The organism is Aestuariivirga litoralis, from assembly GCF_015714715.1.
Classification (GTDB): Bacteria; Pseudomonadota; Alphaproteobacteria; order Rhizobiales; family Aestuariivirgaceae; genus Aestuariivirga; species Aestuariivirga litoralis_A.
Map to the genome: position 1 here is coordinate 1,015,732 of NZ_WAHS01000001.1, position 14,035 is coordinate 1,029,766.

Below are 14,035 nucleotides of genomic sequence, written 5' to 3' on the forward strand. Positions count from 1 at the left end.
GTAGCCCGACTCTACTAATTGCTTGGCACGATCTAGCTTTCCCTTTGCAATTTTTGGCTATTTGAGCAAACCTAAGGTGGAGCCAATTGAGTAGAACATAACCACAATATAACCTTTCGTCTGCAATTGAGCGTGAGGCCATCTGATGTCACCCACATTTATGCAACGCTCGAAACGAGCCTTTGGAAGGGCCCATAACAGACCTACTTTACTTGGACGCGTTACCAGTTGGTCGATTCGAATGATGGGTAAGCTGCTAAACTTACTTTGTCTTCTATTGGGCTTGACCGTAGCGATTCAACTCGAAAACAACCAGCTTCAGTTCATCTCGATTGGAAATCTAGCTTATATAAGTCTCGTCCCCTTCGGCCTGTTTTGTCTCAGAGCTATCGCACTTCTCTATGATTTCACGCGATACTTTAGGGAGAGCCGTCCAGTAGGAAGAAGCGATGCAACGGTAGTAAAGTCTGTTTTCGAAAGCACAAAACGCTACTGTGAAAAATATGGCATTCTTAATAGTGGAAGTGGGAGTGCAATCGAAATATTTGCCCACCCATTCCTAGATCGCGATTTGTCCGACAATGGATGGAATACTGGCGACGTAGTTATCGAATTGGAGAAGGAATTTTTCACTTCTCAGGGCATTGTAGAAAAAAATAAGGTGGTGCCTGGAGCCAACAACGACAAATACTTCCTTCGTTCCTTTAGGCATCTCTTCGCTGATGATAGCGAAAAGCTGCGACTAACTCTTGGGCGGACCGATTGGGTAAATCTGGTCAACGTAAAAGACAAACTAATGGCAGACGAACCGCTAAGGCACAAAATCGTGAAAAGCGATTTTAAAACAAAAAATGCTGTGCCCTCGTCATTTTGCTTACATTTTGTGTGTCTGACCAAAGACAACGAGTTTCTCGCACTAAAACGAAACAACTCCACAGAATATCACCCCAATGCTATGTCCGTGTCATTCGAAGAGCAGGTTGCACGGGTAGATGTTGAGAGGGGATCTGACTTTCGAGCAGAAAACTGGTTTCAACGAGCAATCTGTGAAGAGGTTTTTCCCCTAACCGGGTTCTTTGAAAAGAATCCAGCTGCGGCGTGGGATGCCGTCTCCCAATATGTTGAATTCAAGAGGATATGGACTGGCATTTTGGAGGAAGATGTTGGCAACTTTTCGCTATTTGGTGTCATGAAGATAAACTTGTCAGCTGCTGAACTTGTCGTCAAATCACGCGCATTGGAAGATGAACATAAGACGAAGAGAGATGACGAGGGCCGGTTGTATGTGTTCCGCAAGGATGACGTTTTAGATTACCTACAAACCGGCAGAGCAAGATGTAGGCAGCTATACTGGCCTGAAAAATTTGAAGACGTGACGCTAATGCACCCAACCTCCCTCTATCGAGCAGAGTGGGTTATGGCTTGCCTCCAAGCTTGAAAATCGTCTAAGCAACAACTCCACTGCCACGCGAAACTTCTCTCACCACCGAAGATTAAGTTGCCCCTAGCCTTGAACGGATTGAGTGGTGGCAGATATCCGTTTGTTAAGTCTTTTTACTAAACAAACTCATACTGCTGCTATTCTATTTCGATCTGCTTGGTGATGCGGATGGCGTTTTCGAGCATAGGCTTCGGTCACCGAACCTTGATGGATGGTCTTGTCCTTCACTGGACCGATGGGATTGCACGCGTGTCAACGCCCCTTCCCCTTACCTCTGCTTTCTCCTAGCGTGACGACAGAGGGACAATCCATGACACTTAAAGTTATCGGCACCGGCTTTGGCCGCACGGGAACGGATTCCATGCGCGAGGCGCTGGACATTCTGGGGTTTGGCCCCTGCCATCACATGCATGAAGTGATCGCACATGAGCAGCAAAAGCAGATGTGGCGGGCCAAGGTTCAAGGTGCGCCCCTCAGCTGGGAGGAGCTTTTTGCGGGTTACCAATCCTGTGTGGATTGGCCTTCCGCTTATTATTGGCGTGAGCTGATCACAGCCTATCCACAAGCCAAGGTTATCCTCACCCATCGCAGCGCCGAAAGCTGGTGGGCGAGTTTTGAGAAGACCATCCTGGCTGGCCTCAGCAAGAGCACTGATCCTCAATCGGTTGGGCTGGCGCTGATCCGGGACAAGGTTTTTGGCGGCAAGATGAATGACAAGGCCCATGCCATGGCCTGCTATGAGGCCAACATCAAAGCGATCCGGGAAACCGTACCAGCCGCCCGTCTTCTGGTGCATGAGCTGGGCGATGGCTGGGTACCGCTCTGCGCCCATCTTGGTGTGCCCGTGCCCGCCGTTGACTACCCGTCAGCCAACAGCGCTGAGGCGTTCAACACCAGGCATTTGCAAAACCCGAATGCCGGTCATCACACCTGACAGCCGCTGAGGCTCTTGCTTCAGCGCGCCAACCGCTGGCAAAAGAGCACAACGACCCTTGACATTGTTCTTGCTTTGTTCTTATGAGGGCTTCAGGAGAAGCTCATGGACTGGACCAGGGCAATTGAGATCAACCGAAGCGCGCTGGCGCGTGTTGTGGCGCAGCTTTTTGGGTTGCTGGAATTGGCATTGGAAGGCCCGCTCCGCCGCCTGCCCCCTCTGCTTTACAGCGAGGCTGAGCGTCTGCTGATTCCCGCTGAATCCGCCCTGCGCCGGCTGATCGTCATTGCGGCGCGCGGGCTGCAGGTGAATCTGGGCCCTACCCGCCCGATGCCGCACGATCTGGTGATTGCCAGCAGCGGTGAAGGGCGTCTCAGTTTCGCTTTGTTCGATACGCGCAAGACTTTCGCTGAAGGCACACCCGCACAAAATTCCACGAGCGTTGGTCCACGCATTCGCTTCTTTGATGCGAGCCCGCTGGTGCCGCAATTCAATCCGGCCCAGAGCGAAGCGCCCGCCCGCAGCATGGATGCAAGTGCATTGTGCCGCCGCTATGCGGCGTTGAAATATGCATTGGAGACCCTGCCCCGTCAGGCCCGGCGCCTGGCCCGCTGGCGGTTGCGCCGCGCGCAATCGGACAGTCCGAAATTCACCTCACCCCTGCGCCCCGGCCCGCCGCCGGGCCAGCGCGCCACGCCGCGCCGCGAGATCGACCATGTGCTGCGCGAATGCCATGGCCTCGCCTTCGATGCCCTGCGCGCCGACTCGTCCTGAAGTCATCGCAGTCCGTTTTTGCCCCTTCCCCGGCCCCGTGCCGGGGAACGCCGCCTCTTGGCCGGACGGGATCGTGTGGCCGCGTTCAAGCTTTCGGATTGGACGGAAACAACCACTCCGCCACCAGCCAGCACACAATGGCCCAGCTCAATCCGATCATCCATCCCGCCAGCACATCGGTGGGATAATGCACACCGAGATAGATGCGGCTGAGGCCGACGATGACAGTGAGGAACGCAGCGACCGCGAGGCCGTACCTGGCGAGGCTGCGCGAGGGCGCAGCGCGGGCCAGAAATGTGCCGATGGTCAGGTAGATCACTGCGCTGGACAGAGCGTGGCCGCTGGGAAAGCTGGAGGTGAAGACGTGAGTGGCCGAAACAATGTCAGGCCTTGGGCGGTCGAAGAATGATTTCAGGATCGTGCTCAGGATGGCGCCACTGGCGCTGGACAGAACAAGCGCCCAGGCATTGCGCGGCTTGCCCTCCAGCAGCAAGTAGATGGCAATGAAGGCGACGAGCGGAAAGAGCACAGTGAAGCTGCCGAGTGCGGTGACGTCGCGTGCGGCTTCCTGAAACCAGACGGGGCCGATGAGATGCATCGTGCCGCCGTCGCTGGTTTGCAAGGCCTGCAAAATCGCCTGATCGAAAGCGAGGGTTTCACCTTCGCGCATTTCATCGGCCAGCAAGCCGAAACCCAAGCACAGGAGCAGGATGGAGAGCAGCGCTGCACTGTTCCTGCTAAACTTTGGCATCGCGCGCTTTCTTCTTCACCGGCAAATCGGTCTTTGCATATTGCGGCGCTACCGACAGAACCCGGAGGGCGCGCGGCAGGCTTTGCATCTTCACCGGAAAATCCAGCAAGGCCACTTCGCCATCAATGGAGGACTGGATCGATTTTGGCTTTTTGGCGATGCCCCAGATGCGAAAGGATCGCCTGGCCCGCGCCTCCATGGTCAGTGCCGCAGAGGTGGCGCGATCGAATTGTTCTGCCTCATCAAGCTTGCCGGTCAGAAAGGCCGCTGCCAGGCGCAGGATGGAGGACGCCGAAATGGAATGAACGACATAAAAACCGAGAATGCCCTGATCGAGCGCGCGGGCCTGCTTTGGCAAGGCTGCCGGATTGTTGGTGACGGCGACAAAGGGGGCCGAAATCTCATGCTCGGTTTCGCCTGCCTTCACATTCACATGCAAGTTTTGCGGACGGCGGAAAATGGCGAGATAGGCGCGCGCGGCACCCAGCATCTTTTGAAAGCGGGACTTGTAACCCAGGCGTTCGCGCAAGCGCGCCATGCGCGGCTGCACGCCGAACGACACCTGATGCAAGAAAAGCCGGCCATTGATTTCACCTGCGTCAATCTCGGTGACGCGCGCATCCGCCAGCTGCTGAAGTGCCAATTCAAGCTTGGGGGAGAAGCCGAGATCCTGCACGAACGTGTTCATCGTGCCCAGCGGCAGGGCGCCCAGGATGATCGTGCTGTCCCGCAGAACATTGGCGACAGAAGAAATGCTGCCATCCCCGCCCCCGGCGATGATGATGTCGCATTCTTTGGATTTTGCCGCCGCTTGAGCCCGCGTGGTGACGTCGCCATCGACCAATTCAACAGCAAGGGGCTCGAACGCGCCCGACAAAGCCTTTTCGACATTGGCCTTGACCACATCGGGGCCAAGAGTGCGAACCGTGCCGGACTTCTGGTTAATCAGGACCAGCGCGGAACGCTTTTGTGCCATTAGGTAAGTTTATAACCGCTCAGAAATTACTGCGCGGCGAAACCGCACTGCTTCTGTTCCATGTCGATCTGCTTGGTGATGCGGATGGCGTTTTCGGCGTAGGCTTCCGTCACCGAGCCGTGGTTGATGGTTTTGCCGTTCAGCGGACTTACGGCTTCGCAGAGATGGAAGACGTGGGGTTCAGATGACTTCTTCTGGCCGGCTTCCGGGGCGATCCAATAAACCACGTCCAGGCCGTTCGGATTGGCGGTGGATTTGGTAGCATTGGCGATGTCGGTCGTGTCACGCGCGATGTCCTGAGCCTGGGCAGCAACTTCCGGCGAGCAGGCCGTGGTGGGCTGGCCCGACTTGATCTGGCCGGCGCAGGCATTCATGTCCTGCGTGTATTGCTCGACAGATGGCGGCTTGAAATTCACGCCCAGCAGAACCGCGACGATCGCAAGGACAGCGCCTGCGCCACCGGCGATCTGCTTGTTCTTGGGGTCCATGTCCTTGTCCATGAAAATCAGGACGAGCAAGGGCAGGAACGCGAAAATGGTGATGATGGCGCCGAGCTGGTTCTGCACGAAGAAGTTGATCGTGTCAGAGCGTTGGGCCGGATCCTTTCTGTTGGCAGCCTTCCACAGGAAGCTGCCGAGAATGGCGAACACGGCGATGCCGACCAGTAGGCCGATCATCAGCGGCAGGTTGCCACCATTGTTGCCGGCGTCGAATTTGTGATGCATCAAGAAATAGATGCCAACGCCTTCCGCAGCGATGGCAATCGCCCATGACAAAATGGCGAAAGCGCGCAGCTTGAAGGCTGAGCTTTGCTGCCCCTGGCTGGCTTGCCAATCCTTGGTCACATCTACGGGTTTCTTGTCAGCCATGATCGTATTCCCTGTCTTGAAAAGTTCTGGGGATGATGGATAGTCAGATTCCGACTGCATTTCAATGCCGGGATTGATCCGGCCCCGAGACTTGCGCATGATCGGGCTCCATCCATTGTTGAGAGTGACCATGTCCCAAGCCATCCTGCGCCTCTGCCAATCCGAAAAGCTCATGACCTACCCGAAAGGCAATGTGCTGCTTGAACAGGGCAGTCACACCGGCACGCTTTATGTGCTGGCCCGCGGCGTCATCGGCATATCCCGCGGTGGTGTGGAAGTGGCGCAGGTTTCCGAACCCGGCGCCGTATTCGGGGAGACATCCGTTCTTCTGGGATCGGCACATACGGCGACCGTACAAACCAAAAGCCAGTGCGATGTCTATTTCTTTCCGGACGCCCAAGCCTTCATCAAAAGCAATCCGGACATCACCTATGAAATCGCCGCGATCCTGGCAGCACGCTTGCACCGGGCAAACGACTTCATCACCGAACTGAATGAAACCGCACGGCTTGCGTCCAATATCTGGGTGTGGTGAACTTCTTCATTTCAATACGCTTGCCGGTCCCGTGGGGCGATTGACTTCGTTCCATTGGCGCAGCAATCTGGCTGATGTGCAGCCTACACCGCAGTCGAAAAGGTCGAATTCATCATGCTTAAATCAATTCTGGCCGCAAGCCTGGCCCTTACGATGGTGACGATGATTGGCGCGAGCGCTGCTTTCGCAGGCTGCCAGGGCGAAGGGCAATTGCATTCGGAACAATACAGCATCCGGACGCATATGAAATTCATCAACAGCAGCGGCAGTACCAAGCGCATCTACTGGATCAACTATCAGGGCATGCGCCAGCTCTATTCAACCCTGTCTCCCGGCAGGACTTACCGTGTCGACACATTCGTCACCCATCCCTGGGTGGTCACCCAAATCTCGGGCGCATGCTACGGCCTTTACCTGCCCAACAAGTTCAGCCAGACCATCAATCTCAACTGATCTGCGCCGCGCCTTGGCGGCCTATTCTTCCGTATCGATATTCTTGGCCAGAGTCTGATAGGCATTCACGATCTCATAGCAGACAGTGAGCGTGCGCTCGCCGGGACTCCAGAAGGCGTTGATCTGGCCACACTCCTTGGCCGTGAACTTGATGCCGTTTTTGAACTTGTAGTTATCGTGCATGAAGGTGGCGATGTCCTCCAGCAGACCCAGCTTCTTCAGATAGGCTTCCTGGTCCGGGAATTTGCTGGTTTCCTCATAGGTGATTTCCGGCTTCTCTGAATCCTCGGCCACCTTGTCTTCATCGCCATAGCTGTCTTCATCGAGCAGCGTGTCCCAACTGGTGGAGTTCATCTGTGACTCGTGCTCGCAGCGGGCGCGCCGTTCTTCCGGCAGTTTCACGGTGTCGGCAATGTCAGTGAATTTCTTGGCATCTGCGCCATAGAGCAAGCAGGCGATACGGAAGGCGCGCTGGCTATCGGTGCCATGCTCGTCCCACCAGGCGATGTCATTCACCTTGGTCATCGAGCCGAACAAGAACCAGCTTTTCATGGCGCCGAGCAGATAGTCGGGGGTGGTTTCATCCTCGTCCGGCGTCATCAGCTTGGTGGCCAAGCCGTCAACCGCATCTTCCTCGCGGCCGACCACGGCAAGATTGAATTCCGAAACCATGGCGTGGCCCAGCTCGTGATAGACCACGAAATACAGGCTGCCTTCGACGAAACTGTCGGCATCGATGTCAATGCGGTCGGCATTGGCCCCTGCGCCGCCATCTGCCGGTGCGTCGTCCGCCCTGGTGGCGGCGCTGCCGAGGGAAAGAGAGAGCGCAAGCGCGCCAATTGTAAGCCATTTTTTCATCATCATGATCCCCTCAATAGCCACAGCTGTTGCGCATCCAGCGGACGCTGACCCAGCCTTCGTCGCTGCCGCCTTCCTTCATCACCTGATACCAATTGCCCTGGCGGCCGGTGATCTCGACCTTGTCGCCATTGAACAGCTCTGCCAGTTTGGCGCCTGAGCTGCTGGGCTCCTCACGAACCGCGAGGAAGCCGGCGCCGGTGGCGGCATTATAGGTGCCGGAAAGCCCATGAACCGTGCCCTGGCAATATTGCGCCTGGGCCATTTGTGGTGCGGCCAACATGGCAATGGAAAGCGTCACAGCGCCCACGGGCAAAAGTTTTCGCATATGTATTTCCCCAAACCCTGCATGCCCCCGTCGTCCTCACGATGCTTCGGGGCCGTAAGCCTGTCAACGGGGTGGGATCAGTCGGTCCATTTGCCGGGAACCGGTACGGCTTCATCCGCGCCCGGCCAGGGCGGCATGGTGACGGCGACGGCTTCCAGCGGCTCCTCGTCATCCACATTGTGCAGCTGGAAATGCGTGCCCACCGGGATGCAGAAGGACATGCCGGGATGCACTTCGGTGATTTCTTCTTCATCACCCAGCTTGCGCCACAGCTCGCCCTCACCGGCGGTGATGAACCAGAGTTCTTCTACCGTCTTGTGCATCATGGCCTTGCTGGTTTCGCCGGGTGCCAGTTCAAAATGCGCCATGGAGCCTTTTGCTCCGGCGGCGAGGATGCGCACATCCATGCCGTCTGGTGCGACGTCATCACGCTCTTCGGAAATCGGCTTCGTTGAGAATGTGCTCATGGCATCAACTGCCCGCCATTGACCTCAATCACCTGGCCGGTGATGTAGCCAGAGGCTTCATCGCTGGCGAGATAGAGGAAGGTGCCGGTGCAGTCGTCGGCTGCGCCCAGGTATCCCATCGGGATGGTCTTTGCCATGGCGATGCGGCGCTTTTCATCCGAGAAGCGTTCATGGAATTGCGTGTGGATGGTGCCGGGCGAAACGCAGTTCACGCGGATCTTGTGATCCACCAATTCGCGCGCGATGGATTTCGAGAAGGCCGAAACAAAGCCTTTGGCGCTGGCATAGATCGAAGCGCCCGGGCCGCCGCCATTGCGCGCGGCAATCGAGCTGACATTGATAATGTTGCCACTGCCCTGCTTTTTCATGGCTTCAGCGCCGAGGCGGCAGCAATGCACCAGTTGGCGGCAATTGAGATTGAAGACGAGATCGATATATTCGTCGGTCACATCGCCCAGCGGCGTGCGCGCCACCATGCTGCCGGCATTGTTGACCAGAACATCGATACGGCCAAATTCGGTGAGGGCGGCATCGATCAGTTTCTGCGGTGCGTCCGGACCCGTGAGGTCCAACTGCAGCGTCATCAGCCCCAGCTTCTTGGCCTCGGCCAATTCCGGCCCGCCGGAATGATACTGCGCCAGAACCTTGGCGCCTGCCTTGGCGAAACCACGCGAGGCGGCACCACCGATACCCGTCACGCCGCCGGTGACGACTACCACTTTACCCACAAGATCTGTACTCATCATTTCAGCTAAGCAGCATTCATGCGTGGCGGCAATAAGCACATGCCGATTTTGCCCCTAATCAAATATGTGCTGACCCCCTAGATTGGCTTCATCGTTAATGAGGTGAAGACATGGAAATCAAACATGCAGGAACGCAGAATTCGGGCAAAGGCCCGGAAGACTGGTTCAGCGGCACAGTGCGGATCGATCCGCTATTCGCAGCGCCCGATCCGGCGCGCACAGCTGGCAATGCCGTCACCTTCGAGCCGGGTGCGCGCACCGCGTGGCATACGCATCCCCTGGGGCAGACACTGATCGTCACTGCCGGAAGCGGTTGGGTGCAACGTGAAGGCGGGCCGATTGAACTGATACGGCCCGGCGACGTGGTGTGGTTTGCGCCGCATGAGAAGCACTGGCATGGCGCCACCGCAACGACCGCAATGACCCACATAGCCATACAGGAACGCCTCGACGGCAAGTTCGTGGACTGGATGGAGAAGGTGGCAGACGCCGCCTACTCGGCCGGCCCCAAGGGATAATGGAGATTTGAATATGAGTGAAGGTATCGAAAACAAAGTTGTTGTCATCACCGGTGCGAGCAGCGGGCTGGGCGAAGCAGCAGCGCGATTGCTGGCGCAGAAGGGTGCCAAGGTTGTCCTAGGTGCAAGGCGCGTCGACCGGCTGGAGGCATTGGCAAAGGAACTGGGGCTGCCCAAGGATTCCGTTCTTGCAACCGATGTGGCCGATCGTGCGCAGGTGAAGGCGCTGGTGGATCATGCGGTGAAGCTGCATGGCCGGATTGATGTGATGATCAACAATGCCGGGCTGATGGCGACGTCACGCCTTGATCAGTTGCATGTCGACGAATGGGACAAGATGATCGATGTCAACATCAAGGGCGTGATGTATGGCTTCGCCGCTGCCCTGCCCCATTTCATGGAGCAGAAAAGCGGGCATATCATCAATGTCTCGTCGGTTGCAGGGCACAAGGTTGGGCCAGGCAGCGCGGTCTATGCCGCGACAAAATTTGCAGTGCGGGCTTTTTCCGAAGGCGTGCGGCAAGAAGTGAAGCCCTACAATATTCGCACCACGATTATTTCTCCCGGTGCAGTTGCGACCGAGCTTCCCAACCAGATCACTGATCTGGTGGCGAAGGAACGCGTCAATCAGGTTTATACCGACGCCATCCCGGCGGACTCCTTCGCGCGGACCGTTGCCTTTGCAATGGAACAGCCGCAGGATGTGGACATCAACGAAATCGTGTTCCGTCCCACCATTCAAGTTTATTGAGGACACATCATGCCGCATGTGATTGTGAAAATGATCCCCGGACGCAGCGAGGCGCAGAAGCGCGCCTTGAGCGACGCCATCACCAAGGCGGTGATAGAACATGCCAAGTCGGCGGAAGGTGATGTTTCCGTGGCGATTGAGGATGTGCCTGACAGCGAGTGGATGCCCAAGGTTTACAACCTTGAGATCGCACCTGTGCTGGACAAGCTTTACAAGAAGCCGGACTACGGGCCCGAGTGAGTTGCACTTGATCGCTGCGTCATAAAACGCCAAGCTGCGCCTTACGGGTTATTTGCGGGGCATTCGTTTGGACAAGGCGTTGGTGGAATTCAGGCTGGCGGTTTCGGCTGCAAAAACGGCAGATGCCGTGTGGAACGCGCTTGAAGATTACACGCAAGTTCTGGTCGGCTGGAAGCTGTTCACTGTGATGACGGCGGATATGAAAGCTGGCCTGGCACGGCGGGCCTATTCAAGCGACACCAAGAACTATCCCGTTTCCGGCACCAAGCCCATCGAACGCAACAAATGGTTCGACATTGTGCATGGCCAGAACAAGAGCTTCGTGGCCAATACGATCAAGGACATCGCCGAGGTTTTTCCCGACCATGAATTGATCTGGTCGCTGGGCCTGGGCTCAGTGATCAACCTTCCGGTGGTGCTGGAAGGCAATATGGTTGCCACCATCAACATTCTGCATGCTGAGCATCACTATACGCCGCAGCGGGTGGAGATGGCCGAGACATTCCTGGCCGTGCCCGCCATGTTGGCGGTGCTGGCCGCTCAGCAGCTTGAAGGCTGAGATGAGCGCCACGACAGAACCCGTCTCGCAATTCACCGGCCCGCAGGAAAGCCGGGCCGGCCGCATGGCGCAGCGCTTCGGGCTGTTTCTGCTGACGCTAGCGATCACTTTTCTGGGCCTCACGGCTGTCACCTTCTGCATCGGGCGGTTTGTGCCGGTTGACCCGGTCATCGCCATTGTGGGCGATCATGCCAGTGCGGAAACCTATGCAGCCACGCGCATCGCCATCGGGCTGGACAAGCCGATCTACATGCAGTTCCTGATCTATCTGAACAAGGTGCTGCATGGCGACCTTGGCCAATCGGTGATGACCTCGCATCCCGTGCTGGAGGATCTGGCTTCATTCTTTCCGGCCACGATTGAACTGGCCACGGTGGGCATTCTGGTTGGCGTGCTGATTGGTGTTCCCGCCGGCGTTGTCGCCGGGGCCTGCAAGGACCGCTGGCCCGATCAGGTGATCCGTATCTTTTCGCTGTTCGGTTATTCCACGCCGGTGTTCTGGCTGGGGCTCGTGGGGCTGTTTCTGTTTTACGGCAAGCTGGGCTGGGTAGCAGGCACGGGCCGGCTGGATGTGGGTTATGATGATATCGTCACACCACAAACCGGCATCTTGCTGATTGATGCCGCGATCCAGGGCGAATGGGATGTGTGGCACAATGCGCTCAGCCATCTGCTGCTGCCCGGCGCGCTGTTGGCCTATTATTCGCTCGCCTACATTGCGCGCATGACGCGCAGCTTCATGATCGAGCAACTGAGCCAGGAATATGTGATTGCGGCACGTGTCAAAGGCCAGAGCTTTTGGGGTGCCGTGTGGCGGCATGCCTTTCCGAATATCATGGTACCGCTGATTACGGTTGTCGGCCTGTCTTATGCCTCGCTGCTGGAGGGCGCTGTGCTCACCGAAACGGTGTTCTCCTGGCCCGGGCTGGGGCTATACATCACGCATTCGCTGTTTGCGGCTGATATGAATGCGGTACTGGGCGGCACGCTGGCGGTCGGCGTGGTCTATACCGGCATCAATGCCGTGTGTGATTTCCTCTACAAGATTTTTGATCCGAGGCTGCGCGCGCCATGAATACAACCGCACCCCCCCTTTCGCTGCGTGGCTGGCTGGAGACGGATGCACCCGCTTCGCGCGGGCAAGCGCTGGCTGGACGTTCTTGGCGCAGCTTGGTTGCGATTGTCAGCAATCCGACCGGGTTGGTGGGCCTGCTGATTGTGCTGGCCCTGATTTTTATGGCGGTGTTTGCGCCGCTGCTGGCCTTCGGCCAATCGCCCCTCGCGCAGGATCTGGCGCATCGCCTTGCCTTCCCGAGTGCCGCGCATTGGCTGGGCACCGATGAATTGGGCCGCGATATTTACGTGCGCACGGTTTACGGCGCGCGGGTGACGCTCACCATCGTGATCCTGGTTTCCGTCGTGGTGGCACCGATCGGGCTGGCGGTGGGCACGCTGAGCGGTTTCCTGGGTGGCGTTGTCGACATCGTATTGATGCGCATCACCGATATTTTCCTGGCCTTCCCCCGGCTGGTGCTGGCGCTGGCTTTTGCTGCCGCTTTGGGGCCTGGCATTGAGAATGCGGTGATTGCGATTTCACTCACCGCCTGGCCACCTTATGCGCGCATTGCGCGGGCTGAGACAGCCACGATTGCGCGCAGTGATTTTATCGCGGCGGTGCGGTTGCAGGGGGCTTCCACCTGGCGCATTTTGATCCGGCATATTGTGCCGTTGTGCCTCTCGTCCGTCATCGTGCGGCTGACGCTGGATATGGCCGGTATCATCCTTACCGCCGCTGGACTTGGCTTCCTCGGCCTTGGGGCTCAGCCGCCTACGCCGGAATGGGGTGCGATGGTATCCGCTGGCCGCGAAGTCATTCTCGATCAATGGTGGGTGGCGACGATGCCCGGCATTGCCATTTTCATTGTCAGCCTTGGCTTCAACCTTCTGGGTGACGGCCTGCGCGACGTGTTCGATCCGAAGGCCTCATGAGCGACATTCTTTACGAGGTCGAGAAACTCAACGTCACTTTCCCCGGACGCGGCGGCGAGACGCGCGCGGTGCGTGATGCCAGTTTTACGCTGGGCCATGAGCGGCTGGCGATTGTGGGGGAATCCGGTTCTGGCAAATCCACGCTGGGCCGCGCCCTGCTTGGCATCTTGCCGCCCACCGCGAAAGTGTCGGCGGAGAAGCTGAGTTTTGATGGGATGGACCTGCGGCAGTCTTATGAGTGGCGCTGGCAGGCCTTGCGCGGCACCCGCATCAGCATGGTGATGCAGGACCCGAAATATTCGCTCAACCCTGTGAAGACCGTGGGGTGGCAGATTGAGGAAGCCTACCGCCTGCACAAGAAATGCACCTCCTCTGAGGCCAAGGCGCGCGCAATGCAGATGCTGAATGAGGTGCAGATCCGCAATCCCGATCTGGTTTACCAGCAATATCCGCATCAACTTTCCGGCGGCATGGGCCAGCGGGTGATGATCGCTGCCATGCTGATCGCCGAGCCTGATCTGCTGATCGCCGACGAGCCGACATCCGCGCTCGATGTGACCGTGCAGAACCAAGTGCTCCGCATCATGGACAGGCTGGTGCGCGAGCGTGGCATGGGGCTGATTTTCATCAGCCATAATCTCACTGTTGTATCGTCGTTCTGTGACCGCGTACTGGTCATGTATGGCGGGCGGATCGTGGAAGAGTGCAAGGCTTCGGAATTGCACAAGGCCAAGCATCCCTATACGCAGGCGCTGGTGCGCTCCGCGCCCGTGTTGGGCGAGACGGGGCAGAAACTGGCCATCGTGAAGCGAGACCCCGCATGGTTGTCATGAAATCCGCCGTGGC

19 protein-coding genes are annotated in these 14,035 nt (G+C 57.5%); 12 read left to right on the top strand and 7 right to left on the bottom strand.

Features of this window, described 5'->3' with window-relative positions; all coding sequences use genetic code 11:
• Positions 1 to 241 precede the first annotated feature (241 nt).
• The 3 genes from F8B91_RS05330 (at position 242) to F8B91_RS05340 (ending at position 3,149) form a co-directional block, all read left to right on the top strand.
• Positions 242 to 1,438, top strand: coding sequence for a hypothetical protein (locus F8B91_RS05330; protein WP_196502654.1), 1,197 nt, complete (start codon positions 242 to 244; stop codon positions 1,436 to 1,438).
• A 313-nt stretch (positions 1,439 to 1,751) separates the two neighbouring features.
• The gene (locus F8B91_RS05335; protein WP_196502655.1) at positions 1,752 to 2,375 is read left to right on the top strand and encodes a sulfotransferase family protein; all 624 of its coding nucleotides are present in this window, start codon (positions 1,752 to 1,754) and stop codon (positions 2,373 to 2,375) included.
• 105 nt (positions 2,376 to 2,480) lie between these two features.
• Entirely contained in the window at positions 2,481 to 3,149 is a 669-nt protein-coding gene (locus F8B91_RS05340; protein WP_196502656.1) for a hypothetical protein, read from the top strand.
• A gap of 85 nt (positions 3,150 to 3,234) precedes the next feature.
• On the opposite strand, the gene F8B91_RS05345 is transcribed toward F8B91_RS05340, so the two are convergent.
• The 3 genes from F8B91_RS05345 to F8B91_RS05355 are packed head-to-tail and all read right to left on the bottom strand — an operon-like array spanning position 3,235 to position 5,844.
• Positions 3,235 to 3,900 (bottom strand): phosphatase PAP2 family protein, encoded by a 666-nt coding sequence (locus F8B91_RS05345; RefSeq protein ID WP_196502657.1) that lies wholly within the window; start codon positions 3,898 to 3,900, stop codon positions 3,235 to 3,237.
• Positions 3,887 to 4,876 (bottom strand): diacylglycerol/lipid kinase family protein, encoded by a 990-nt coding sequence (locus F8B91_RS05350; RefSeq protein ID WP_196502658.1) that lies wholly within the window; start codon positions 4,874 to 4,876, stop codon positions 3,887 to 3,889. Before F8B91_RS05350 ends, F8B91_RS05345 begins: the two co-directional genes overlap by 14 nt.
• Positions 4,877 to 4,902: 26 nt before the next feature.
• Positions 4,903 to 5,844 carry a hypothetical protein gene (locus tag F8B91_RS05355; RefSeq protein ID WP_246714968.1) on the bottom strand — a complete coding sequence of 314 codons (942 nt, stop codon included), beginning with the start codon at positions 5,842 to 5,844 and terminating at the stop codon, positions 4,903 to 4,905.
• Between the two features lie 31 nt (positions 5,845 to 5,875).
• Here F8B91_RS05355 and F8B91_RS05360 point away from each other — a divergent pair, with 31 nt between their 5' ends.
• Complete coding sequence (locus tag F8B91_RS05360) at positions 5,876 to 6,280, top strand: Crp/Fnr family transcriptional regulator (RefSeq protein WP_196502659.1); 405 nt, start codon at positions 5,876 to 5,878, stop codon at positions 6,278 to 6,280.
• Between the two features lie 114 nt (positions 6,281 to 6,394).
• Entirely contained in the window at positions 6,395 to 6,733 is a 339-nt protein-coding gene (locus F8B91_RS05365; protein ID WP_196502660.1) for a hypothetical protein, read from the top strand.
• 21 nt (positions 6,734 to 6,754) lie between these two features.
• Here F8B91_RS05365 and F8B91_RS05370 read toward each other — a convergent pair whose 3' ends face one another.
• The 4 genes from F8B91_RS05370 to F8B91_RS05385 form a co-directional block, all read right to left on the bottom strand.
• On the bottom strand, positions 6,755 to 7,597 hold the full coding sequence (locus F8B91_RS05370; protein ID WP_196502661.1) for a DUF4344 domain-containing metallopeptidase: 843 nt from the start codon (positions 7,595 to 7,597) through the stop codon (positions 6,755 to 6,757).
• 7 nt (positions 7,598 to 7,604) lie between these two features.
• Complete coding sequence (locus F8B91_RS05375) at positions 7,605 to 7,919, bottom strand: SH3 domain-containing protein (RefSeq protein WP_196502662.1); 315 nt, start codon at positions 7,917 to 7,919, stop codon at positions 7,605 to 7,607.
• Positions 7,920 to 7,996: 77 nt separating this feature from the next.
• Positions 7,997 to 8,386 carry a cupin domain-containing protein gene (locus tag F8B91_RS05380; RefSeq protein ID WP_196502663.1) on the bottom strand — a complete coding sequence of 130 codons (390 nt, stop codon included), beginning with the start codon at positions 8,384 to 8,386 and terminating at the stop codon, positions 7,997 to 7,999.
• Positions 8,383 to 9,129: an SDR family NAD(P)-dependent oxidoreductase gene (locus F8B91_RS05385; RefSeq protein WP_246714969.1), complete on the bottom strand. Its 747-nt coding sequence runs from the start codon at positions 9,127 to 9,129 to the stop codon at positions 8,383 to 8,385. The genes F8B91_RS05380 and F8B91_RS05385 overlap by 4 nt, the downstream gene beginning before the upstream one ends.
• A gap of 113 nt (positions 9,130 to 9,242) precedes the next feature.
• Between F8B91_RS05385 and F8B91_RS05390 the strand changes: the two genes are divergently transcribed.
• The 7 genes from F8B91_RS05390 to F8B91_RS05420 all read left to right on the top strand — a co-directional run bounded on the left by F8B91_RS05390 (position 9,243) and on the right by F8B91_RS05420 (position 14,022).
• Positions 9,243 to 9,650, top strand: coding sequence for a (R)-mandelonitrile lyase (locus F8B91_RS05390; protein ID WP_196502665.1), 408 nt, complete (start codon positions 9,243 to 9,245; stop codon positions 9,648 to 9,650).
• 13 nt (positions 9,651 to 9,663) lie between these two features.
• Positions 9,664 to 10,401, top strand: coding sequence for an SDR family oxidoreductase (locus F8B91_RS05395; protein WP_196502666.1), 738 nt, complete (start codon positions 9,664 to 9,666; stop codon positions 10,399 to 10,401).
• 9 nt (positions 10,402 to 10,410) lie between these two features.
• Positions 10,411 to 10,641: a tautomerase family protein gene (locus F8B91_RS05400; RefSeq protein ID WP_196502667.1), complete on the top strand. Its 231-nt coding sequence runs from the start codon at positions 10,411 to 10,413 to the stop codon at positions 10,639 to 10,641.
• A gap of 67 nt (positions 10,642 to 10,708) precedes the next feature.
• The gene (locus F8B91_RS05405) at positions 10,709 to 11,200 is read left to right on the top strand and encodes a GAF domain-containing protein (RefSeq protein ID WP_210324327.1); all 492 of its coding nucleotides are present in this window, start codon (positions 10,709 to 10,711) and stop codon (positions 11,198 to 11,200) included.
• 1 nt (position 11,201) lies between these two features.
• Entirely contained in the window at positions 11,202 to 12,275 is a 1,074-nt protein-coding gene (locus F8B91_RS05410; RefSeq protein WP_210324328.1) for an ABC transporter permease, read from the top strand.
• Positions 12,272 to 13,189 (top strand): ABC transporter permease, encoded by a 918-nt coding sequence (locus tag F8B91_RS05415; RefSeq protein WP_196502668.1) that lies wholly within the window; start codon positions 12,272 to 12,274, stop codon positions 13,187 to 13,189. Before F8B91_RS05410 ends, F8B91_RS05415 begins: the two co-directional genes overlap by 4 nt.
• Positions 13,186 to 14,022, top strand: coding sequence for an ABC transporter ATP-binding protein (locus F8B91_RS05420; protein WP_196502669.1), 837 nt, complete (start codon positions 13,186 to 13,188; stop codon positions 14,020 to 14,022). The genes F8B91_RS05415 and F8B91_RS05420 overlap by 4 nt, the downstream gene beginning before the upstream one ends.
• Positions 14,023 to 14,035: the final 13 nt, after the last annotated feature.